This window comes from Pseudorhizobium sp. NPDC055634 (genome assembly GCF_053618655.1).
The window spans coordinates 286,849-307,974 of the sequence record NZ_JBSHHW010000003.1 but is presented as its reverse complement, the minus strand read 5'-3'; the positions used below and the strand labels follow the sequence as shown (position 1 = coordinate 307,974).

Genomic DNA, 21,126 nt, shown 5'->3' with positions numbered 1-21,126 from the left:
AACATGACCCTGCCAAAATAGCACTATCCTGCGTATGCTGATTTGCTACGTTTCGATCGAGACCGCGAAGAGCGCTGGCGAAAGATCAGCCCGGGAACTGCGGCTCGTGAACAATAACTGGGAGCTTTTCATGACAGGTTTTCACCTGCGACGCCGCACGTTTATTGCAGGCATGGCGACTGCTGCTGGATTCGGGATGGCGGGTTTTCCCCGCGGGGCAGCTGCTGCGCAGCCTGTGACGATCTCGGAAGCCATCCACCTCGGGTTCTACATTCCCGTCTATACGGCGATCCACAAGGGTCTCTTCGAAAAGCACGGGTTGAAGCCCACCCTTTCCACCGCCGGCGGCATCGCTCAGCCGGTCCCGGCGATCATTTCGAAGCAGGCCCAGTTTGCCGTGACCGGTACGGGCATGTCGGTGAACGCCACGGTGGAAGGCGCCCAGATGGTCAACATCGCGAAGATCGCCGGGCAGATTTCTGTCTGGGTCGTCGCCAAGCCCGGCTTGAAATTCGAATCCTTCGACGATTTCAAGGGCAAGACCATCGCGACGCTGAAGTATCCCTCCAACACGTACACGACGCCGATGTATGCCATGAAGATGGTTGCCGGCTTCGATCCCGAGGCGGAAGGCGTGAAGATCCTCCAGTTGCCGTTCGGTGCCCAGCTTCAGGCGGTGGCGGACGGTCGCGCGGACATCGCCACCGTGTTCGAGTGGGATGCCAGCATCGGCGAAACCCAGTTCGGTCTGGAAACCGTCTTCTCGCTGGGCAACGCACTCGGTCCTGCCGCGTTCGCGACGTCGTTCGTGACCAAGCAGTATCTGGATGAGAACCCCGAGACGGTCCAGGGCTACTGCAATGCGATCGCCGAAGCCCAGAAGCTGCTACACGAGGACCCCAAGGTCTTCGCCGAAGTATCCGCACTCGAATTCCCCAAGCTGGATCCCGTTGTCTTCGAGACGGCGAAGTCCAGGTTCTTCGGCGACGTGCCGCTCGTGCCCCGCAATCCGACGATCTCGAAGGCGGAATGGGAGACGCTGGTGGAACACGAGGCCGGCGCCGAGACGCTTCGCGAGCGGCTGCCCTACGAGCAGATGGTGGACAACAGCTTTGCCCAGAAGGCAGCCGCCGAGTTCGGCCTGTCATGAGTGGAAGGATGCGCACTCCCCACGAGGTCGCGCTGCCGGCGCGACCTGAGGCCATAGAGTTCGATCCTGCGTCCTCCGCCATCATCGTCGTCGACATGCAGAACGCGTACGCCTCGAAGGGAGGCTACCTCGATCTTGCAGGCTTCGACCTGAGCGGTATCGACGAGGTCATTTCGCGCACGGCCGACGTGCTGACGGCTGCCCGTCACGCCGGAATGCAGGTCGTCTTCCTGCAGAACGGATGGGACCCGGACTACAAGGAAGCAGGAGGGCCGGAGGCGGCCAACCAGAGGAAGTCGAATGCACTTCGGCTGATGCGGCAGCGCCCGGACCTGATGGGGAAGCTGCTGTCAAAAGGCGGGTGGGACTATGCACTGGTGGATGGCCTGCAGCCCGAGGAGGCCGATATCGTGGTTCCAAAATCGCGATACAGCGGCTTCGTCGGGACGCCCCTCGACTCGATCCTGCGCAGTCGCGGCATCAAGCATCTGTTCGTCGTGGGTGTAGCCACCAACGTCTGCGTGGAGACCACAATCCGCGATGCCTTCGGCCACGAATACTACCCCGTGATGGTCAGCGACTGCTGCCATCAGGCCGGCCCCCGGCACATCCACGATGCCACGATCTTCAACGTCGAGACCTTCTTCGGATGGACGACCACGAGCGAGGCACTTCGTAGCGTTCTAAACAGCCGAGCTGACGCGGCTTGAAATCGGAAGGCAGCATCCATGTTCACACCCATCATTCCAGACGGTTCATCGAAGCCGATTGCGCCCTATATCCCGGGCAGTCTCGTGGGCGAGACGCTCTATGTCGCGGGGACACTGGCTATCGGACAATCCGGCGAGACCGTGTACCCGGACGACGTCAAGGGACAGACGCGGTTTGTCATCGAACAGATACTGAAGGTCGTTGAAGCCGCCGGGGGCGGCATCGAGAACATCGTCTACAATGCGATCTTCCTCAAGCGCCGCGAAGATTATGCGGCGTTCAACGAGGTGTATGCCGAATTTTTCGGCTCCAATCCGCCCGCACGATATTGCGTGCTTGCGGAACTCGTCCGGGATGACTTCCTGGTGGAGATCGTCTCGACGGCTCATATCAGCAGCGGCGGAGGAGAGTGATGGCGCGCATCGACATGGCTGTCCAAACCGAGCGTCCGAAATCTAGGCGCACTTATCCCAAATTGAAGATACTGGCCTATCAGCTTCTCCTTCTGGCCGGGATCCTCGGGTCGTGGGAAGCCGGGATACGGCTCGGGTTCCTGGAGCCCTACGTGTATGGTGTGCCGTCGGGCGTCGCGAATGCGTTCGTCAACCAGATCAGCGACGGCAGCCTCTTCCGGCATTTCTGGGTCACCGGCCAGGAGGTGGTCATCGGGTTCCTGATCGGCAGCTCGATCGGCAGCCTGTGCGGACTGCTGCTGTGGCTGTCGCCAACCTGGGCAAAGGTCCTGCATCCCTACATCATCGCCCTGAACGGGGTACCAAAGATCGCGCTCGCCCCGCTCATCATCGTCTGGTTCGGACTTGGCATGGAGTCCAAGATCGCTATCGCGGCGATCATCACGTTCATCGTCGCCTTCCTCCAGGCACACAAGGGGACGCAGCAGATCGACGGCGATCTCATCCGGCTGATGCAGTCGCTGGGCGCGCGCCCGCTCCAGATGTTCCGGATCGTGGTCGTGCCGGGAAGCCTTCCCTGGGTGGTTTCGGCGCTGCGCCTCAATGTCGGCTTCGCCCTCATCGGTGCGGTCGTCGGCGAGTACATCTCGGCGGAAGAGGGGTTGGGGCAGCAGGTCTACTATGCCGGACAGATGTACGACCTCAACAGTGTCTGGGTCGGGATTTTCTCGCTGATGGCGATGGCGCTTCTGCTGGAAGTGGTCGTCACCTGGGTCGAAAAGAAATTGAAGTGGTAGCAGTACAATGCCGATAGCAAAACTGACGGATGGCGAAATCTATTACGAGGAGCATGGCAGCGGATTTCCGCTCATGCTGGTTGCCGGATTGGGCGGCGTGGGTTCGTATTGGAACGCCCAGCTCGATGAGTTCTCGAAACATTACCGTGTCATCGTTCACGATCATCGCGGGACGGGCAAGAGCAGCCGCTCGAAGATTGACTATACCGTAGAGAAAATGGCGAGCGACACGCTCGGGCTGATGGATATCCTCGATATACCTGCGGCTCACTTCGTCGGGCATTCCACAGGAGCGGCGATTGCCCAGGTCCTCGCGGTCGAGCATTCGGAACGCTTGGGCAAGATCGTCATGGCCTCCGCCTGGACAAAGGCCGACGGCTTCTTCCGCCGATGCTTCGATGTGCGGCGGGAACTGCTGCTCAAATCCGGTCCTCAAGCCTATGTGAAGGCGACACCGATTTTCCTCCACCCGAGCTGGTGGATAAGGGACAACATCGAAGCCCTTGAGAAGGCCGAATCGGAGGTCTACGGGGCGAATCCGGATGTCGACATCATGAACAGCCGGATTGACGCGCTGCTTAACTTCGACTGGACCGACAAGCTCCATACGATCCGCAATGATGTCCTGGTGCTGGGTGTCCGTGACGACCATCTGACGCCGGCGTACTTCTCCGAGGAACTGGCCTCGCTCATTCCGAACTCGACGCTTGAGGTGATGGATGGCGGAGCCCACGCCGCCTCGCAGACCCTTCCGCAGGAGTTCAACCGGATTGTGCTCGATTACCTGATGCAGGAGAGTATCCAATGATCACGTCCGAAGATGTCGTACTTCGCGCTTCAGGGGCCCGTGTGGTCTATAACGAGGGTACTGGGCGGGAAGTCGAGGCCGTCAGAAACATTTCCCTCAACCTTCAACGAGGCGAGATTCTAGCCCTGGTCGGCCCATCGGGTTGCGGGAAGACCACTCTGTTCAACGCCATTGCTGGCTTGATCCCGCTTCAGGGAGGACGTGTCGAGGTGGGTGGACATCAGGTCGACAAGGCAACGGGTCATGTCGGTTACATGCTGCAGAAGGACCTTCTCCTTCCGTGGCGAAGCGTGATCGACAACGTGACCCTGGGTCTCGAGATCAGGGGAATGCCCAAGGCCCAATCGAGGAGGATAGCGCTGGAACTCATCGGGCGATACGGCCTTGCGGGTTTCGAGAACAGCAAGCCTTCGGGTCTGTCGGGCGGCATGCGCCAGCGCGTCGCCTTGATGCGCACGCTCGCATTCGACCCGGATGTGATCCTGCTTGACGAGCCCTTCTCGGCACTGGACTTCCAGACCCGGTTGTTGCTTCAGGCAGACGTCACGCGGATCATCAAGGAACAGCAAAAGAGCGCGATCCTGATCACCCACGACATCGGCGAAGCCATTTCGATGGCCGACCGTATCGTCGTCCTGACCAATCGACCTGCAACGGTCAAGGTGGTGCATGACGTCGAATTCCGGACCGCGGAGACCGATGCGGTGAACATCCGCACGCACCCGGAGTATCAACGCCTGTTCGCTCAGATATGGTCGGAGTTGGAGATTGTCGACGAAACGGCGAGGGTTGCTGCCAAGGTCGCCTGAATTGACGAAGGCTCGGCCCGGCGAAAACCAGTTGGTCGAACTGAGTGGAACGAGCGATCGAGGCAAAAAATGCTCTTATTGCTTGATGCTGATGGCCTTTGCTCTCCAATGCCCCGCCGTTCACGGCGGGGCATTCTCTTACCTGCGCCTCACTTCGCTTGCAGCCGCGACAACGTCCCGCGCCTCGCAACCGCGGACGGCGACAGGCTTGCCCTGAGATCGGGATTGTCGCGCTGCTCGACGGAGGCACGGAATGCGTCCCCCTCGACTGAATGATCTTGCGCACCCGGTTGACGCTCCGGGTATCGCTTCCGTCATCATTTCCACATGGAGCGCATCCGTGCGCCGACATCGATCCTGACCTGGCGGGCGCTCCGCTCTCCCGCCGCCGCACTGACCAGCGGCCAGCTCGTCGCCTCGAAGAACTGCAGCAGCGTCGCCGGGATGAAACGCGTCCGCGAGGCATAGACGTGGCGGTCGCCTTGGCTGTTCTGTCCGCCGGTGAAGAAGCGCTGCGGCGTGACCAGCGTCAGGCTGTCGCGCGCCCTGGTCATGCCGACATAGAGAAGCCGGCGTTCCTCCTCTATTTCGGCCGTCGTCCCGGTGGCGAGATCGGAAGGGATGCAGCCGTCGACGCAGTTCAGCATGAAGACGGAGCGCCATTCCTGCCCCTTGGCGGAATGAATGGTCGACAGGATGAGGGAGTCCTCGTCGAGCAGAGGCACGCCCGCCTGGTCGCTCGTGGCATCCGGAGGATCGAGCGTCAGTTCGGTCAGGAAGCGCTCGCGGTTCGGATAGCCGCCGGCAATCTGCTCGAGCTGCAGAAGGTCGGCCTTCCGGCTCTCTGCATCCTCGTGGATCCGGTCGAGATGCGGCTCGTACCAGTTGCGTGCGAGCGCCATGTCGCCCGGCCAGCCGGCGTCCGCCTTGCGCAGGGCCGACAGAAGCGTCACGAGATCCGGCCAGTTTTCGCCGCTCTTCGGCGGGGGAGGGATTTCCGCCAGGGACTGGAGCGGCTCCGGATCGGCTGCGATGGCGTCGAGGATCTTTGCCGCCGTCTGCGGACCGATGCCCGGCAGCATCTGCAGCAGCCGGAAGCCTGCGACCCGGTCGCGCGGGTTCTGGGCGAAGCGCAGCACGGCGAGCAGGTCCTTCACATGCGCCGAATCGAGGAACTTCAGCCCGCCGAACTTCACGAAGGGGATGTTGCGGCGCGTGAGTTCCACTTCCAGACTTCCGCTGTGGCTGGAAGAACGGAACAGCACCGCCTGGTTCTTCAGCGCGATGCCGACCTCCCGGTTCGCCAGCACCCGTTCCACGATGTAGTTCGCCTGGTCGGCCTCGTCCTTCACCGTGACCAGCAGGGGGCGCTCATCGGATTGGCGATCGGTCCAGAGGTTCTTGGTGAAGCGCTCGCGGGCAAGATCGATCACGCCGTTTGCGGCGGCAAGGATGGGCTGGGTGGACCGGTAGTTCCGGTCCAGCGTGATGACGTCGGCAGGCTTCGGCGAAAACTCCCTCGGAAAATCGAGGATGTTGCGGATGGTCGCTGCCCGGAACGAGTAGATCGACTGGGCGTCGTCGCCGACCACGGTCAATCCTCGACCGGCGGGCTTCAGGGAAAACAGGATCGACGCCTGGAGGCGGTTGGTGTCCTGGTATTCGTCGACGAGGACATGATCGAAGCGGCTGCCGATGTCCTCCGCAAGCTCCGGATCCGAGACCATCTGCGCCCAGTAGAGGAGGAGATCGTCGTAATCGAGGACGTTCTGCGCCTGCTTTGCCTCGACATAGGCCGCGAACAGTTCCTTCAGTTGGGCTTCCCATGTCACTGCCCAGGGATAGGAGGATTTCAACACCTCGAGGATCGAGCTCTCGGAGTTCACGACACGGGAGTAGATGGCAAGGCAGGTGCCCTTGGTCGGGAAGCGGCTTTCCGTCTTCGAGAAGCCGAGCTCGTGGCGGATGAGGTTCATCAGGTCGGCGGAATCCTCCCGGTCGTGGATGCTGAAGTCGACCGCAAGGCCGATCTGCTCGGCATACATGCGCAGAAGCCTCGCGCCGATTCCGTGGAACGTGCCTGCCCAGGCAAGGGCATCCGTCATGATCGCCGAATTCTCGCCGAGCACCTGGCGGCAGATCCGCTGCACGCGGCGCGCCATCTCGGCTGCCGCCCGCCGCGAGAATGTCATCAGCAAAATACGGCGGGGATCGGCCCCGTTGACGATAAGATGCGCGACCCGATGGGCGAGCGTATTGGTCTTTCCGGAACCGGCGCCGGCGATGATCAGCAGGGGCCCGCCGATGGCGCCTTCCGGCCCCACGCCGTGTTCAACCGCTTCGCGCTGACGATCATTGAGCTTCTCGAGGTACGCGATCGTCATGTGATGCTGGTCCTTCCGCCGGCCGATGCCGCAAAATTCCATTGCTGGAACGAAAGCGGAACCTATTCGGTCCGCCTCCTATTGAAAAGGCCATCGGAGCGAAAATTAGCTTTCCATCACGGATGAGGGGGCAGTGATGAACCTAGCGGAGGAGGTCACGTGGATTGAGCCTAATTCCTCGCCGATGCGGGGTGTGATGGCAAGACGGCTCGAATCTCAACCCACGAGGCCTTCGAGTTCTTGGCCCCGTCGCATAGCTGCTCCGTAACTGCTTTCGGCGCGGTACTACTGAACTGGGAGCTGTCCCTTTGCGGTCATCCTTTGCGCTTCCAGATGTATGACCACCCATCGATCCTTATGCCAGTCGCCTTCATCGGAAGCGCTCCTTCCATGAAATGACTTCGGACGAATCCGATCTTTTCCAGAACGCGGCAACTTGCGTGGTGGTCAGCGGCGCAGATGGTGCGAACCTCGGACAAGTTCGATTGCTCGGCGACCCATCGCATGATTGCGGAGCCAGCTTCGGTGGCAAGCCCACGCCCCCATAAGGCAGGGCCCAATCCGTAATGTATCTCTCCCTCGTCGTCCTTCCGAATGAAGAGGAACAAAAGGCCAATGGGCCTAGTGGTACGTCGCTCGATAATGGTCCAGACGAAATGGTTGCTCGCGTTCCAGTTGGTCTCGCCCCATGCGCCTCTTATAAAGTTGGACGTTCGGAGGGACGAACTTTCCAACCGAGCGTCAGCAGGCACTTCGCATTGCTCGAGGGTAGTTGCTCGCGCTTCAGCGAAATGCCTGCGTCAGGGTCAGAGTACCATGAAGCCGGCGCCGACCGGATCGTTGCGATCGATGGTCCAGGTTGCGGTTCCCAGGATGCTTGCGGTGCCCTTTACGGTTGGGCGTACGCCCCGGAAGGCACCAAGCTGAACTTCTCCAAGTAGGCAGCCTTCGAACACGCCCGAACCCAGCAGGCCCTCAGACTTGATGGTCTGATTCAGCCCCATGCCGCCGCGCTTCTCGAAATATGCCATCATTGCGGAAGTTCCGGTGCCGCCAGGAGAGCGATCCAACTGTCCCGCCGAGAACACGTGAACGTTCTTGTAAAGGCAGCCCTCGATGGTCGGCTCATGCCAGAACGTCACGAAATTGAGGTTGTTGATGTGGCCCTCAGTCGGATGCTGGACCTTAACCTTCGCACGGATAGCGTCACGCGCGATCAAGCCCATCCGAGACAATTCAGATCCGTTTTCAGGGGCGATTCTCAGGGAGGTTCCGCGAAGGTCGATGATGCCGAAGTAATTTCCGCCCCATACGAGGTCCGCTTTCAACGGGCCATAGCCGGGAAGTTCGAATTCGATATCCTGTTCCGCGACGTAGGCTGGTACGTTCTCGAAACGGGTCCAAAGAACGCGATCACCCTCGTGAGCAACTTCGGCGACCACCAGTCCCGCGGTAGTTTCGAAGCGGATCTTGGTCAGGCCGTCCGGCGAGCGAGGAACCATGCCGTGAGCAACCATCGCCATCGCAACGGCAATAGTTCCATGACCGCACATGTGGGAGTACTCTTTGCCGTCAATATAGATCAGTCCAGCATCGAAGTTGCGCGACGAGGGCGGGGTCAGGAAGACTCCGAACATGTCGGCGTGACCGCGGGGCTCGCGCATCAAGGCCTTGCGCAGCCAGTCGTAATTCTCCTCGAGAAAAACGCGCTTCTCAAGGATAGATGAACCTGCCGGGTAAGGGATCCCGCTGTGAATAATGCACAACGGCTCGCCTTCGGTATGGGTATAGATTACGTTATACACGTCCTGAACGCGCATTAAAGCCTCCTATTTAGTTGTGGTGTTGGGTGGTGGATTTACTGATCTGACAAGAAGTTAAGTCCTATCAGCCAGTCGATGAGGATGATGGCGGCAACGGCAGCCAAGATGGTGATGGACGATACCGCAGCTATTGAAGGGTCCACGGAATACTGGACGTAGTTAAACAGCTGGACGGGGATGGTGTTCAACTCTGCTGTGGTGTTGAAGATGGACAGCTCGACGTTGATAAACGAGGTAATGAAGGCAAATATAGCTCCGGAAATCAGGCCGGATCTTATCTGCGGAAGAGTGACCAGGAAGAAGGTCGACCAGGCCGACGCCCCGAGATCGCGCGAAGCCTCTTCAAGCGAGACCTGGTCCCGGGAAAACTGGGGCAAAAGGGTGCGAAGAACGAATGGGGTCACAATAACCGTATGACCGACAAGCAGCGCTGGAAAGTTCTGGATAAGCCCGATCGATGCGCCGTACTGCAGGAGCGCGGCGCCTAAAACGATATGCGGAAGCACCAAGGGCGACAGAAGCAGCGCGGAGAGCATTGCCTTCCCTCTGAATTCGTATCGCGAAATGGCAATCGCCGCAGGTACAGCCGCAAGGATCGCTACCAACGTGGCGGCGGCGGCGAGCAGGGCGCTTATCATGAATGAATTGATATACGTCGGATCTCGCAGAATGACGTTGTACCATTCGAAGGTTATGCCTTGCGGTGGAAAGGCCAGGAACCTCGTGTCGGTCAGCGACCCCCCTATGACGACGACGAGAGGAAGTACTAGGTAGCCGAGTGTCAGCAGCGCTATCAGGCGAACAACCATTGTCATGTCATTTGCCCTCCAGTTCGGGCGTACGCGGCTTCGCCAACCAGGATGCGATACCAATGAGGGCTATCGTGAAGACCAGGAGCGTGATCGACAGGGCTCCCCCATAGTTGAAGTCAAAAACGGTCGAATACTGTTGGAACGCAAGCATGGCGAGCACGGTCACTTTCCCGCCAGAGAGGAGAGCGGGCGTGACGTAGGCGCTGATTGCCATGGAGAAAACGATGATTCCACCTGCCAGCACGCCATGTGCAGTTAGGGGGAAGGTGATGCTGAAGAATGTTCGTGCCGAGCCAGCTCCAAGATCACGTGAGGCCTGCTCCAGCGCAGGGTCGACCTTGGCAAGTGCATTTCCGATGGTGAGAACCATGAACGGCAGCAGGATGTAAACGAGGCCGATCAGGATCCCGGTTTCGGTTCCCAGAAACCTCAAGGGTCGATCAACAAAACCGAAGCTGACCAGGAATTCGTTCACAAGCCCAGTCCGGCCCAGCAGTATCATCCAGCCAAATGAGCGGACAATGTTGGACGTAAACAGGGGGAGAATGAGCAAGATCACACATGCCCGGCGCCAGCTACGCCATTTGACAATCCGCACCAGGTACCAAGCGAGGGGATAGCCAAGCAGCACACAGATCAAGGTCGACAACACAGCCAACCTGAACGTGACGAGAATTACGTCCCAGTGATAGCTGTCCAGCAGGATGCGCCCGTACTGCCCAAACGTGAACTGGCCCTCTCCAGACGTAAATGAAGAGATCAGGACGACAGAAAGCGGCATTACAAAGAATGCAGTTAACAGGCATACCGGGAATGCCAGGAGCCATAAGATCGTGGTGCGCGACTGAGACATTCTACGCACCAAGAATATGGACTTCAGCAGGATCGAAACAGGCGAGAACCTGGGCGCCTTCGAAGACCCCCTGAGGCGGGGCCCGGTATCGCCGCGCATGAAGTTCGAGGTCGCCTGCTTTCAGGTAGACATTGGACAGGCCGCCGACATAGGTAATTGCGGTGACCTGGCCGGATAGCGAGAGCCAACCCTCCGGTATGTCCTCGGCCCGGGTGAAGATACGCAGCGCCTCGGGCCGTAAAACCCCGCGGGCTTCTTGAGAGAGGTCAAGCTCGCGGCGATCGCCTGTCACCGGGACGAAGTTAGCTTCTCCAATGAAATCCGCGACGAACCGCGTTTTCGGACGACGGTAGATGGACGCGGCTTCATCCACCTGCTCAATCCGTCCGGAGGACATGACGGCGATACGATCCGACATCGCCATCGCTTCGTCCTGGTCATGCGTTACGAAGATAAATGTGATCCCCAGCTGCATCTGCAGCTGCTTCAACTCCAGCTGCATCCGCTTGCGCAGTTGCAGATCAAGAGCGGAGAGTGGTTCGTCCAGCAAAAGAAGCTTCGGTCGGTTCACAACCGCTCGCGCCAGAGACACGCGCTGCTGCTGACCTCCGGACATCGCCTTCGGGCTTCGTTTCGCCATGGCTGTCAGGCCGACCATTTCGAGAGCCTCGAGAGCTTTCTTCTCAGCCTCAGCACGTGAGCAGCCAGCTCGGCGCGGTCCATAGGCTACGTTCTCAAGGACCGTCATGTGGGGGAACAAGGCGTAATTCTGGAAGACCGTGTTCAAGGGCCGCTTGTTAGGCGGCAACGCCGACACATCCTCGCCCCCAATGGCAATGCGGCCGCTCGTAGGCGACAGGAAGCCGCCAATGAGCCTCAAAAGGGTGGTCTTTCCGCAACCCGAGGGGCCGAGCAGTGAGATAAATTCTCCCTGGTTGATATCCAGGGAGACGTTATCCAAAGCCTTGAAGGTCCCAAAGGTCTTCGACAGGTTTGATATTGCGAGAAGCGTCATGGGATCAGTTGGCGATTTCGCGGTTCCAGCGGTCGGTAATGGCGGGCCGCTTGGCATTGACCTCATTCCAATTGAACAGAAGCAGGTTGTCGATCGAACCGCCTTCGCCCCACGGCAGCTTCCGCTCGATATCAGCCGACAACGAGACGCCGCTGATAGCAGGCCCCAAGTACAGCTTTTCGGCGAGGCAGCTCGCTGCTTCCTTGGTCAGGGCCGTGTCGATAAATGCTGCGGCAGCTTCAGGGTTCTTGGTTCCCTTTGCTATGTGCATTCGTGCGTCGGTTGCCCAGACCCCTTCCTTGGGTACGGCAAACCCGATGGGCAGTCCTGCGTCGATCAAATCCCACGCACCCACATTGAAGTGCGCGCCGATGGTCACTTCCTGAGATTGGAAGGCATTGGATGCCGCGCCAGACGTATCGTAGAGGAGACCCGAGTCCAGCGTCTTCAACTTTGCGAAGGTCGCATCCATTCCCTCGGACTTGTCGCCGTAGATGCTATCGAGAAAGATGACGAATGGAACGCCGGCTGAATTGTTCGGAGAGGGGATTGCTACGGCGCCTGCATGAACCTCGTTCCATAGTTCCTCCCAGGTTTCAGGCTTCTCGGTCACTTCATCGGTGTTGTAGATGAGACCAAGTGAATAAAAGCCGGCGCTGACGGCGTAAACGTGGTCGCCGTTCTTATACGCTGCCTGAGGGAGCAAGGCACTTGCATTCTTCAAGCTGGACAGGTCGATCGGAGCAAGCACGCCCGCTTCTTCAGCCAATTCGCTGATGCCTCCATCCATGTAGGCGACGTCGATGACGGCATTGCCGGCCTGTTGCTGCAGCTTTGCCAGGGTGGTGGTGGAGTTGCCGATCTCGGCGACGACCTTGATCCCTGTTGCCTTGGTGAATGGCTGGGCGACACAGGCATCGAAAGCCTCGCCCCAATTGCCGCCGTAATAGGCCACCGTGATCTGCTGTGTGGAGTTTTGCGCCAGGCTGGACGGAGCGGCACCCAGGATGATGGCTACTGATGCGAGTAGTATACGCTTTTGCATTGGTTCTCCTAACGTTCCCGAATTTGCTTTGATGGCGTGCGCCATTCCGTCTTTTGTCTTGACCCTAGCAGCTGGGTCGCCCATCACCTTGAACAGAAATGACACATGATTGAATGCAGGCGACATTTTCTGGCGGAGGAACAATGGTCTTTGATAAATCCGGAACCGGCGTGGAGCTTCGGGTGGCCTTTATTCTTCAGGACCGATTCACGCTAGCAGCCTTCTCCGGGTTCATAGATGCTCTCCGGCTTGCCGCCGACGATGCCGCACGAAGCAGGCAGATACGCGTGACGTGGGAAATCTACTCCTCGATAGGCAAGGTCGTGTCTTCAAGTTGCGGTCTCAGCGTCGTCACCCAACCGGGACTGCCGAGACCGGAGCAGTTCGATTACCTCGCTGTCTGCGGTGGGAATAGCTACGAAAACGAAGTGCAGCACCCGGGATTGACGCATCTCATTCGTCAGGCACATGCCGCAGGTGTAGGTCTCCTGGGGATTTGTACGGGAAGTTTCGCGATCGCCAGGGCGGGCTTCGTGAAAGGTCGGCAGTACTGCATCCATTGGAACGTCATAGAAGCCTTCAAAAGGCAGTTTCCGACCGCGGGAATTTCCTTGGACCGCATCTTTGTAGACGAAGGGGATGTTATCACATGTGCGGGATCGACCGCGGCAATAGATCTCGCGCTTTATCTTATTACCCGCCATTGCGGAGCGGAACGCTCACGGCAGGTCATGCGGCACATGATGCTGACGTCCATGCGTCCCGCGACTGTGCCTCAGGCACATTTCTTTCATCTGCCGCCGGACGGGACTGACGCCAGGGTGCGCAAGGCCCTACACTTTATGGAGCAGAGGCTTGACCAGCCGCCGAACAGCGCAGCGATCGCCCGCTATTGCGGGATCTCGATGAGGCAGCTCGAAAGGCTGTTTCAGCAAAATCTCAAGCAATCCCTCGGCAAAGCCTTCCGCACGATGCGACTTAACTACGGTCATTATCTTCTTCAGGGCGGATCGCTTTCGATCACTGAAATCGCCCAGATCACAGGCTTCTCGGACGCCGCACATTTTTCCAGGGAGTTTAGGAAAGCATTTGGAGAGACGCCAAGCGGCTTCAGATCGTCGAATGCTGCTGGGAGGCAGTAGCCAGGGGCGGGCTTCCGCTTCGGCGTTATACCAGGCGACTGGCTTTCATGAGGCTTTGCCAGCCACGATCCGATCTATTTCAGGTAATCGAGCTCCCCGAGTACGGAGTTCACCGTATTGAGGACCGCCTCGATCTTGGGTTTGCGGCTTTGGCGATGATATTTGGCAAAGATCGGCGTGTCGGCAATGGGAGGTTCCGTTTGGAGGACGGTCACTCTTCCTGCCTCGCGTTCGGGTTCCGCCAGTTTGTTCGGATAGATCCCGAGGCCCACGCCATTGTTGACCAGATTGGCGAGCATCGAGACGCTGTTGCAGAAATCGATGCGGCTTGGGGTCAGTCCGGCGCTGGCGAACCAGCCGATCATTTGCCGGTAGTTGATGGATCCAGCCGGATTGGAAATTATCGGAAGCGCAACAATATCCTGGGGCCTAACGATAGATGGCAGGTTGAAGTTCGATGACGCGATCCATGACGTCTCCTGAGTACCCAGAGGAACAAGCTTGAACTGCTCACGCTCCGTCGGATGGACGAGAAACGCGAGGTCAAGCCGCAGGGCGTGCAACTCGGGCTCCACCTCGGCGGATGTCGCCACCATCAGTTCGGGCTGGAGCTCGGGATACTCGGAGTGCAAACGCGCCATGATTTGTGGAAGGCAAATCATTGCAAAGCCTTCGGCGAAGCCGAGTCGGATGGGCCCTGACAGCTCCCGCGTGGAGGGGCGAGCTTCAATTTTCTCGATGCTGGAGAATATGGTCCGACATTCATCGAGGAGGGTCTGTCCGCGCAGTGTCAGCGTCAGTCCCCGGCCGACGCGTTGGAGCGGCTTGTAGCCGAGAGCATCTTCAAGCCCTCGCAGCCGTAACGAGACGGTGGGTTGAGCAATATTGAGCGCACCGGCTGCTCGCTCTACGGAATGGTAGGTTGCGGTCCAATAAAATGCTTCCAGCTGGGCAAGCGTAACGCGCATATCAGCTTTCCTGATGATTTACGTCCGATATTCCAATTTGTTTCTGTCATGTCAAATGATTAGGGGTGGCTCCTGTGGGGGTGCCATCATTGACAAAGACTGCTGATACGATCGCCTCGATCGAAGGATTGATACTGCGTTGTGCCATGCCTGCGACGGCCGGGAACGCGCTTCGCGTGTTCGGTGAGCGTAGTGCGCTGCTGATCCGAATTACCACGCGCGGGGGGCACGTCGGGTGGGGCGAGACCTGGGCTTATCCATACGCGGCGGCCGAGCTGATCAAACGCAATCTGGCGCAATATCTCCTGGATAGGAGCGTCGACAATCCGAACCTCCTCCACAGGGAAATGCTTTCGCTGGCTGTCCCGGATCGGCGAGGCCAGGTCCATATGGCGCTGAGTGCCCTCGACATGGCGGTCTGGGATGCCCTCGGACGATCGAGCAATCGATCCATCGCCTCCCTGCTGGGAGGTGCTCTTAGGGGTGAAATCCCGACCTATGCGAGCGGGCCGCTTCTGCCGGTCGGGGAAGATCGTTACGCCGGTTTCGAGGACGCCATCGACGGATATGTCACGAAGGGATTCCGCGCCGTAAAGATCCGGGTCGGCATCGGAATGAAGCAGGACATCCGGGCGATCGAATCGGCCCGATCCATCTTGGGAAGCGATGGTCTTCTCATGATCGACCTCAACGAATCTTCCACGGTCGAGGACACCGTAGCCCTGGCCGAGGCGACGAAGCCGGCGCGTCTCGCCTGGATCGAGGAGCCCTTGCGGCACGACGACATATCGGGATATCGGCGGATATCGGAGAAGATCTCCGTCCCGCTGTCGGGCGGCGAATCCTTCTGCGGCGTGCAAGCCTTCAGAGACATCATGGTCGATGGCTCTCTTGCCGTGCTGCAGCCTGATCTGGCGATCTGCGGAGGAATCACCGAAGCGATGAAGATCGCTGGTCTGGCCGAGGCCTTCAATGCGGGGGTTGCGCCGCATGTGTGGGGCACCGGCATCAACTTCCTGGCGTCGCTGCAATACGCTGCGGTTCTACCTGGTCACGGCAGGAACCTGCGTCTGCCGATCTTCGAGTATGACCAGAGCCATAACCCACTGCGGGACAGGATTTTCGACCCGAGGCCCGACGCCAAGGGCAACATCGCCGTGCCCGATGGGCCGGGACTCGGAATAGAGATCGATATCGAGGCGCTCGGCGAGTACATCGTCGAACGCTGGGAACTCAATGCATGACGTGCAGCAAACAGAGACAATGGAGGAGGGAACTATGAAGAGATCATTGGTGGCAGCTTGCCTTACGCTTGCGACATGGACGGGAACGGCCGCAGCGGCGGATCTGACGCTTTCGCTCGGGTTCATCGGGGCGGCGCAGGCGCCCGAGGCGATAGCCTTGAGGCAGTTTGCCGAAGAGATCGCGACGAAGAGCGAGGGGCGCATCGCGATCGACCTGCAAGGAGGTGGAGCACTCGGCGGTGACCGCGAGGTCATCGAAAGCGTGCAGATAGGCACCGTCGACATGACTGTCTCAAGCACTTCGGTGGTCGTCAATTTCGCGCCCGAGTTCGCACTGTTCGACATCCCCTTCCTGTTTCGCGACTTTGACCATGCGGAGGCCGTGCTGAGCGGACCGATCGGCGAGGAGATGCTTGCAGGCCTTCCCGACAAGGGCCTGGTTGGCCTGGCGTTTGGAGGAATGGGCTTCCGGCAGCTCACCAACAACGCCAAGCCCGTGAAAACAGCCGCGGATGCTGAGGGGTTGAAGATCCGGACCCAGCAGAACGAACTTCATATCGCTGTCTGGAAGGAACTCGGCGTCCTGCCGACGCCAATGGCAATCCCGGAAGTGTACACGGCACTTCAGCAGGGCGTGGTCGACGGGCAGGAAAACCCGGTTGGCGCCATCATCAACAACCGCTTCGGAGAGGTGCAGAAGTATCTGAGCATGACGGACCATGCGTTCACGCCGCTCGTCCTGCTCATCTCTCCTGCGGCCTACGAGGCGCTGCCGGATGAAGACAAGCAGATGTTCTCCGAAGCCGCGAAGAACGCGATGAAGCGCAATCGCCAGGAAGTGGAAGCCGTCCTCAAGACGGGGCTCGATACGCTGCGAGGCCAGGGGGTGGAGATCATCACCGACGTGGACAAGGCATCCTTCAGCGCCAAGATCGAAAGCCTCAACGCCACCTTTGCAGAGCGGTTTGGCAAAGAGCGCCTCGACGCGATCAAAGAGACCAAGTGATGCACCAGGAGCGAGCTTGGATCAGGTGGTTTCTGGGCGCCGAGAGCTTGCTCACCAGATCAGCGGTCGCATTGGCGACCGCTGGCCTGGCGTTGGCATCGCTGATCGGGCTTTACCAGATTGTAGCGCGTTTCGTGCTGCACCGATCAGCGGAGTGGTCGGAGCCGCTTGTCCAGATGACGTTGATCTGGATGACCTATCTGGGACTCGCGGCTGCCATTCGATCCGGGACGCTTATTTCGGTCGATTGGGCGCTGAGCATGAGCAAGGGGAGGGCGCGGCAGGTCATGCGTTTCGGCATCCTGTTCTGCGTTCTCGTCCTCCTCGGCTGCCTGACCTGGTTTGGCATCGCGATGGCAATGCGGGTCAAGTTCCAGACAATTGCCGGTCTGGGCGTGTCCGCCAGCTGGGCCTACGCGGCCCTGCCGTTTGGAGCGGCGGTCTCCATCGTGGCGGCGATCGCTCATGTGCTCGACCCGCGTGTTGAGATCGATCATCAGACCCAGAATACCTGAGGCATCCCATGTTGCTCACTATGATCCTGCTGCTGGTCTGCCTTATGGCGCTTTCGGTTCCGGTGGCCGTTGCGATAGGGCTTGCCGGATTGGTTGGCGTGACCCTCTTCTCAAATCTGCCCCTGATCGTTCTGCCCCAGCAAGCTTACATTGCCCTAGACAAGTTCCCGCTCGCGGCGGTGCCGTTCTTTATCCTCGCCGGCAACCTTATGGCGGCGGGCGGCATATCGCGCCGCCTGGTCGATCTGGTGGAAAGCGTCATCGGCGATACGCGCGGCGGACTTCCTGCCACCTGCATCGTCGTCTGCATGATCTTCGCCGCAGTGTCGGGTTCAAGCGTGGCGACGACCTACGCCATCGGCGCGATCCTGATCCCGGCCATGGTGGCGCAACGCTATCCCGTGGGGTTCGCCTCTTCGTTGCAGGCGACTGCCGCCGAACTGGGGGTCATCATCCCGCCTTCCATTCCCATGATCCTTTACGGGGTTGCGGCAAGCGCACCGGTCGGCGACATGTTCATCGCCGGCCTGGGCCCGGGATTTCTTATCGCGGCAGCACTTATGGTGTTCGTTCTCGTCTGGTCGCGCTATTTCCATAAGCCGGGAGATCTCGCGAAGAAGCCCGTCATGCCGTTCACGATGAGCTTGCGCCGCGCGGTCTTCGCACTGCTGATGCCGGTCATCATCCTGGGTGGCATCTACGGCGGCGTTTTCACGCCGACCGAGGCCTCCATCATTGCGGTCTTCTACGCTCTCGCCGTCAGCATGGTCATCTACCGCGAACTGAGCTTCATCGAGATGGTCGATGTGCTGAAGCGGTCGGCGATATCCTCGGCGATCATCATGTTCATCATTTCGATGGCGGGCCTGTTCTCGTTCATTCTCACCCGGGCAGGTATCCCTGCTGCAATCAGTCAGTGGATTGTCGAGAACTTCGATAGCGCGCTTATGTTCTTGATTGCCGTGAACGTCCTGCTGTTCCTCATCGGGATGTTCGTGGAAACGTCGGCCTCCATTGTCGTGATCGCTCCCATCCTGGCACCCGTTGCCGTCCAGTTCGGTATCGATCCCGTGCACTTCGGGCTGATCATGATCGTGAACCTGGCACTGGGGATGATCACGCCGCCGTTCGGCGTCAATCTTTTCGCAGCGGCCGCCGTCGGGAAGGTGTCGCTGCACCGGATGATCCCCTACCTGGTGCCGATGGTCGGTGTGATCGTGGCCTGCCTTGCATTGATCACCTACTTCCCGATGATCAGTCTCGGCTCCCTTTACCTGTTCGGGGTCCGGTGAAGCCACAGGGCCGGCTCACCCAGGTTTCGCAACCTGGATGAGCCGGCAAGTGCTTTCGACCAGCGGAGTATCTGGGAATCTCAAGCCTCCTTCCGGCGGAAGAGGAGGGCGAGGGCGATGCCGAGGAGGGCGGTTGCGGCGACGTAATAGGGGGCGGCGGGCCAGCCGTTTGCCGATACGGCAGCGGCGAGGAGGAGCGGGCCGAGAAACTGCCCGAGGTTAGTGCCCTGCATGACGAAGCCGCTGATCGTGCTGACGAGGTCGGGACGGGCGGCATAGGCGGGAAGGGCGCTCATGATCGCTGCCGGCAGCAGACCGCCGGCGGCGGCATAGACGAGCGCGGCGGGGTATCGGACCGCAAGCGGCAGTCCCGAGGCGAAGACGACGAAGGCGCTCAGCGACAGGAGGACGAAAGCCGCGGCGATCAGCGCCCAGCGCTTGGCGCCGCGACGCAGAAGGTAGCCGCCGGCAATGTTGCCCGGGACGTTGGAGAGGACGGCGATCGCCGTCATCACCGAGGCGCTGCCGAGCGCAAGCCCGTTTTCTTCGACGAGCATGGTCGGCAGGAAGCCGAAGACGGACATGAAGCTTGCGCTGTAGAGCAGGAACATGCCGCCGAGGAGCCAGGAGGTCGGGCGGGTGACGGTCAGCCTCGCGCCCTCCAGGAAGGAGGATGGCGTTCCGGTTTGCTGTAATGAGGCGGGCCATCGCGAGACGAGCAGCGCCGCCAGCGGGACGAGGGTGAGGAGGCCTGCGAAAAGCCAGGCGCCGCGCCAGCCGTAGAGCGACAGCAGCCATGGAGAGATCAGCATCATGCCGCCGACGCCGACCGGCAGCCAGGCGGCCCAGATGGCGAAGGCAAGGCCGCGATCCCTGGCTTCCGTCGCGCCGTTGATCAGCGCCGGCCCGGCGACCACCGCGAGGATGAGGCCGAAGCCCTCGACGATCCGCGTCGCGAAGAGGACGGCAAGCGAGTCTGCGAGCGCGCCCGCAAGGCTTCCGCATGTTAGCAGCACCATGGCGAGTATCATCGCCCGCCGATGCGTCATCGCGTCGGCGAGCCGACCGATCACGAGCCCGAGAAGCGCGCCCAGGAGGGCGACCAGCCCCATGAGCCAGCCGGCCGCGACGAGGTCGAGGTTGAGTTCAGCGCGAAGCAGCGGCAGGGCCGGCGGAACCTTGCCGACATGCACGGCCGCGGCAATGCCCCCGAGAACGGCGATCGTGACGTGGCTCCAGCGTGTCGTCATGGATTGAACCCTGTTTTCCGGTCTGATGCCTGCGCGCCGCCGATTGCCCGCGACTCGCCAGGCACCATGAGCCGCCCCGACTTGCTACAAGCGGGCGAGCGAAAGACCAAGCCCAAGGTCAGACGATGTATACAGACCCGGCGAATAAGCTTGCGGGGTGCGGGGGTGCTGGGTAGATTCCATGCTCAGTAGAAAAAAGGGCAGGGACATGCCGACCGAGGATACCGGCCGAACGACACACACACTGGCGGCGCTGATGGAACTGCGCAAGCGTATCCTGAACGGCGACTTTCCCGGCGGCACGCGGCTCTTCGAAGTGCCGCTTGCCGAGACGCTGCAGATTTCCCGCACGCCGATCCGTGAGGCGATGTCGCGGCTTGCCGAGGAAGGGTTGCTCGACCGGCTGGCCAATGGCGGCTTCATCGTGCGGAGCTTCACCTTCGCCGATGTCGTCGATGCGATCGAGTTGCGGGGCGTGCTCGAAGGGACCGCGGCGCGGCTCGCGGCGGAGAGGGGCGCGGCGCCCCGGCGGCTGCAGGAGATGGAAGAGGTGCTGCTGCGGCTCGACGCCTGTTTCGGCACTGCGCCAAACGAGGTGGACTTCGAGGCCTATTCCGAGCTCAACGGGCAGTTCCACGGGATTCTGGTGGAGCTTTCGGGAAGCGCCGTCCTGCAGCGCGAGATCGATCGCGCTACCCGTCTTCCGTTCGCCTCGCCCTCGGCCTTCCTGTCGGATCGCACCAATATCGACGTCTTTCGGCAGTCGCTCCACGTGGCCCAGGAGCAGCATCGCGCCCTGGTCTCCGCCATCACCGCACGGGAAGGGACGCGCGCCGAGTTCATCGCCCGCGAGCATGCGCGCATTGCCCGCCGCAATCTCGAATACGTGACGCTCGAGGATCCCGACCTGATCCTGCGTGTGCCCGGGCTGGCGCTCCTCAACACCTGATCCTGCGCCGACAGACTCTCCCATTTTCCACGTTCGTGCATACAGGCTGGTCGCCGGCACGCGAAAAATCGCGCCTGCGCCCTTGATGTTTTCGCTCGGATGGAGATGATGTATACATCAACGTCATCTCAGGGAGGAGA

Annotated in this window: 21 protein-coding genes; 12 read left to right on the top strand and 9 right to left on the bottom strand. The window is 60.2% G+C overall.

Translation table 11 applies throughout. The features are described from left to right. Positions 1–196 precede the first annotated feature (196 nt). From ACWGPT_RS06660 to ACWGPT_RS06635, 6 genes are all read left to right on the top strand, one after another. Positions 197–1,150: an ABC transporter substrate-binding protein gene (locus tag ACWGPT_RS06660; RefSeq protein WP_452604813.1), complete on the top strand. Its 954-nt coding sequence runs from the start codon at positions 197–199 to the stop codon at positions 1,148–1,150. Between the two features lie 8 nt (positions 1,151–1,158). After that, positions 1,159–1,860, top strand: coding sequence for a cysteine hydrolase family protein (locus ACWGPT_RS06655; protein WP_452604812.1), 702 nt, complete (start codon positions 1,159–1,161; stop codon positions 1,858–1,860). 18 nt (positions 1,861–1,878) lie between these two features. Then, positions 1,879–2,274 carry a Rid family hydrolase gene (locus ACWGPT_RS06650; protein WP_452604811.1) on the top strand — a complete coding sequence of 132 codons (396 nt, stop codon included), beginning with the start codon at positions 1,879–1,881 and terminating at the stop codon, positions 2,272–2,274. Beyond that, positions 2,274–3,071: an ABC transporter permease gene (locus ACWGPT_RS06645; protein ID WP_452604810.1), complete on the top strand. Its 798-nt coding sequence runs from the start codon at positions 2,274–2,276 to the stop codon at positions 3,069–3,071. Before ACWGPT_RS06650 ends, ACWGPT_RS06645 begins: the two co-directional genes overlap by 1 nt. A gap of 73 nt (positions 3,072–3,144) precedes the next feature. Further along, the gene (rutD, locus tag ACWGPT_RS06640) at positions 3,145–3,879 is read left to right on the top strand and encodes a pyrimidine utilization protein D (RefSeq protein ID WP_452604809.1); all 735 of its coding nucleotides are present in this window, start codon (positions 3,145–3,147) and stop codon (positions 3,877–3,879) included. Further along, the gene (locus tag ACWGPT_RS06635; RefSeq protein ID WP_452604808.1) at positions 3,876–4,688 is read left to right on the top strand and encodes an ABC transporter ATP-binding protein; all 813 of its coding nucleotides are present in this window, start codon (positions 3,876–3,878) and stop codon (positions 4,686–4,688) included. Before rutD ends, ACWGPT_RS06635 begins: the two co-directional genes overlap by 4 nt. Before the next feature lie 317 nt (positions 4,689–5,005). Here ACWGPT_RS06635 and ACWGPT_RS06630 read toward each other — a convergent pair whose 3' ends face one another. The 7 genes from ACWGPT_RS06630 to ACWGPT_RS06600 all read right to left on the bottom strand — a co-directional run bounded on the left by ACWGPT_RS06630 (position 5,006) and on the right by ACWGPT_RS06600 (position 12,620). Continuing rightward, the gene (locus tag ACWGPT_RS06630) at positions 5,006–7,072 is read right to left on the bottom strand and encodes an ATP-dependent helicase (RefSeq protein ID WP_452604807.1); all 2,067 of its coding nucleotides are present in this window, start codon (positions 7,070–7,072) and stop codon (positions 5,006–5,008) included. A 314-nt stretch (positions 7,073–7,386) separates the two neighbouring features. After that, complete coding sequence (locus ACWGPT_RS06625; RefSeq protein WP_452604806.1) at positions 7,387–7,824, bottom strand: GNAT family N-acetyltransferase; 438 nt, start codon at positions 7,822–7,824, stop codon at positions 7,387–7,389. Between the two features lie 54 nt (positions 7,825–7,878). Next, on the bottom strand, positions 7,879–8,892 hold the full coding sequence (locus ACWGPT_RS06620; protein WP_452604805.1) for a proline racemase family protein: 1,014 nt from the start codon (positions 8,890–8,892) through the stop codon (positions 7,879–7,881). Positions 8,893–8,930: 38 nt separating this feature from the next. After that, complete coding sequence (locus tag ACWGPT_RS06615; RefSeq protein WP_452604804.1) at positions 8,931–9,710, bottom strand: ABC transporter permease; 780 nt, start codon at positions 9,708–9,710, stop codon at positions 8,931–8,933. A 1-nt stretch (position 9,711) separates the two neighbouring features. Further along, positions 9,712–10,560 (bottom strand): ABC transporter permease, encoded by an 849-nt coding sequence (locus ACWGPT_RS06610; protein ID WP_452604803.1) that lies wholly within the window; start codon positions 10,558–10,560, stop codon positions 9,712–9,714. Between the two features lies 1 nt (position 10,561). After that, complete coding sequence (locus ACWGPT_RS06605) at positions 10,562–11,575, bottom strand: ABC transporter ATP-binding protein (protein WP_452604802.1); 1,014 nt, start codon at positions 11,573–11,575, stop codon at positions 10,562–10,564. A gap of 4 nt (positions 11,576–11,579) precedes the next feature. Next, on the bottom strand, positions 11,580–12,620 hold the full coding sequence (locus tag ACWGPT_RS06600) for an ABC transporter substrate-binding protein (RefSeq protein ID WP_452604801.1): 1,041 nt from the start codon (positions 12,618–12,620) through the stop codon (positions 11,580–11,582). A 143-nt stretch (positions 12,621–12,763) separates the two neighbouring features. Here ACWGPT_RS06600 and ACWGPT_RS06595 point away from each other — a divergent pair, with 143 nt between their 5' ends. Beyond that, complete coding sequence (locus ACWGPT_RS06595) at positions 12,764–13,762, top strand: GlxA family transcriptional regulator (protein WP_452604800.1); 999 nt, start codon at positions 12,764–12,766, stop codon at positions 13,760–13,762. Positions 13,763–13,836: 74 nt separating this feature from the next. Here ACWGPT_RS06595 and ACWGPT_RS06590 read toward each other — a convergent pair whose 3' ends face one another. Next, positions 13,837–14,730, bottom strand: a complete 894-nt coding sequence (locus tag ACWGPT_RS06590; protein ID WP_452604799.1) for a LysR family transcriptional regulator — start codon at positions 14,728–14,730, stop codon at positions 13,837–13,839. 89 nt (positions 14,731–14,819) lie between these two features. On the opposite strand from ACWGPT_RS06590, the gene ACWGPT_RS06585 reads away from it, so the two are divergent. Genes ACWGPT_RS06585 through ACWGPT_RS06570 form a run of 4 tightly spaced genes read left to right on the top strand, consistent with a single transcriptional unit; the run spans position 14,820 to position 18,787 of the window. Next, positions 14,820–15,974, top strand: a complete 1,155-nt coding sequence (locus tag ACWGPT_RS06585; RefSeq protein WP_452604798.1) for a mandelate racemase/muconate lactonizing enzyme family protein — start codon at positions 14,820–14,822, stop codon at positions 15,972–15,974. Between the two features lie 34 nt (positions 15,975–16,008). Further along, positions 16,009–16,980 carry a DctP family TRAP transporter solute-binding subunit gene (locus ACWGPT_RS06580; RefSeq protein WP_452604797.1) on the top strand — a complete coding sequence of 324 codons (972 nt, stop codon included), beginning with the start codon at positions 16,009–16,011 and terminating at the stop codon, positions 16,978–16,980. Continuing rightward, a complete protein-coding gene (locus tag ACWGPT_RS06575; RefSeq protein ID WP_452604796.1) occupies positions 16,980–17,495 on the top strand; it encodes a TRAP transporter small permease in 516 nt (171 codons plus the stop codon). The genes ACWGPT_RS06580 and ACWGPT_RS06575 overlap by 1 nt, the downstream gene beginning before the upstream one ends. An 8-nt stretch (positions 17,496–17,503) precedes the next feature. Continuing rightward, the gene (locus ACWGPT_RS06570; RefSeq protein ID WP_452604795.1) at positions 17,504–18,787 is read left to right on the top strand and encodes a TRAP transporter large permease; all 1,284 of its coding nucleotides are present in this window, start codon (positions 17,504–17,506) and stop codon (positions 18,785–18,787) included. A gap of 80 nt (positions 18,788–18,867) precedes the next feature. On the opposite strand, the gene ACWGPT_RS06565 is transcribed toward ACWGPT_RS06570, so the two are convergent. Then, on the bottom strand, positions 18,868–20,037 hold the full coding sequence (locus ACWGPT_RS06565; RefSeq protein ID WP_452604794.1) for an MFS transporter: 1,170 nt from the start codon (positions 20,035–20,037) through the stop codon (positions 18,868–18,870). Between the two features lie 181 nt (positions 20,038–20,218). Between ACWGPT_RS06565 and ACWGPT_RS06560 the strand changes: the two genes are divergently transcribed. Then, positions 20,219–20,986: a GntR family transcriptional regulator gene (locus ACWGPT_RS06560; RefSeq protein WP_452604793.1), complete on the top strand. Its 768-nt coding sequence runs from the start codon at positions 20,219–20,221 to the stop codon at positions 20,984–20,986. The last annotated feature ends 140 nt before the right edge of the window (positions 20,987–21,126 follow it).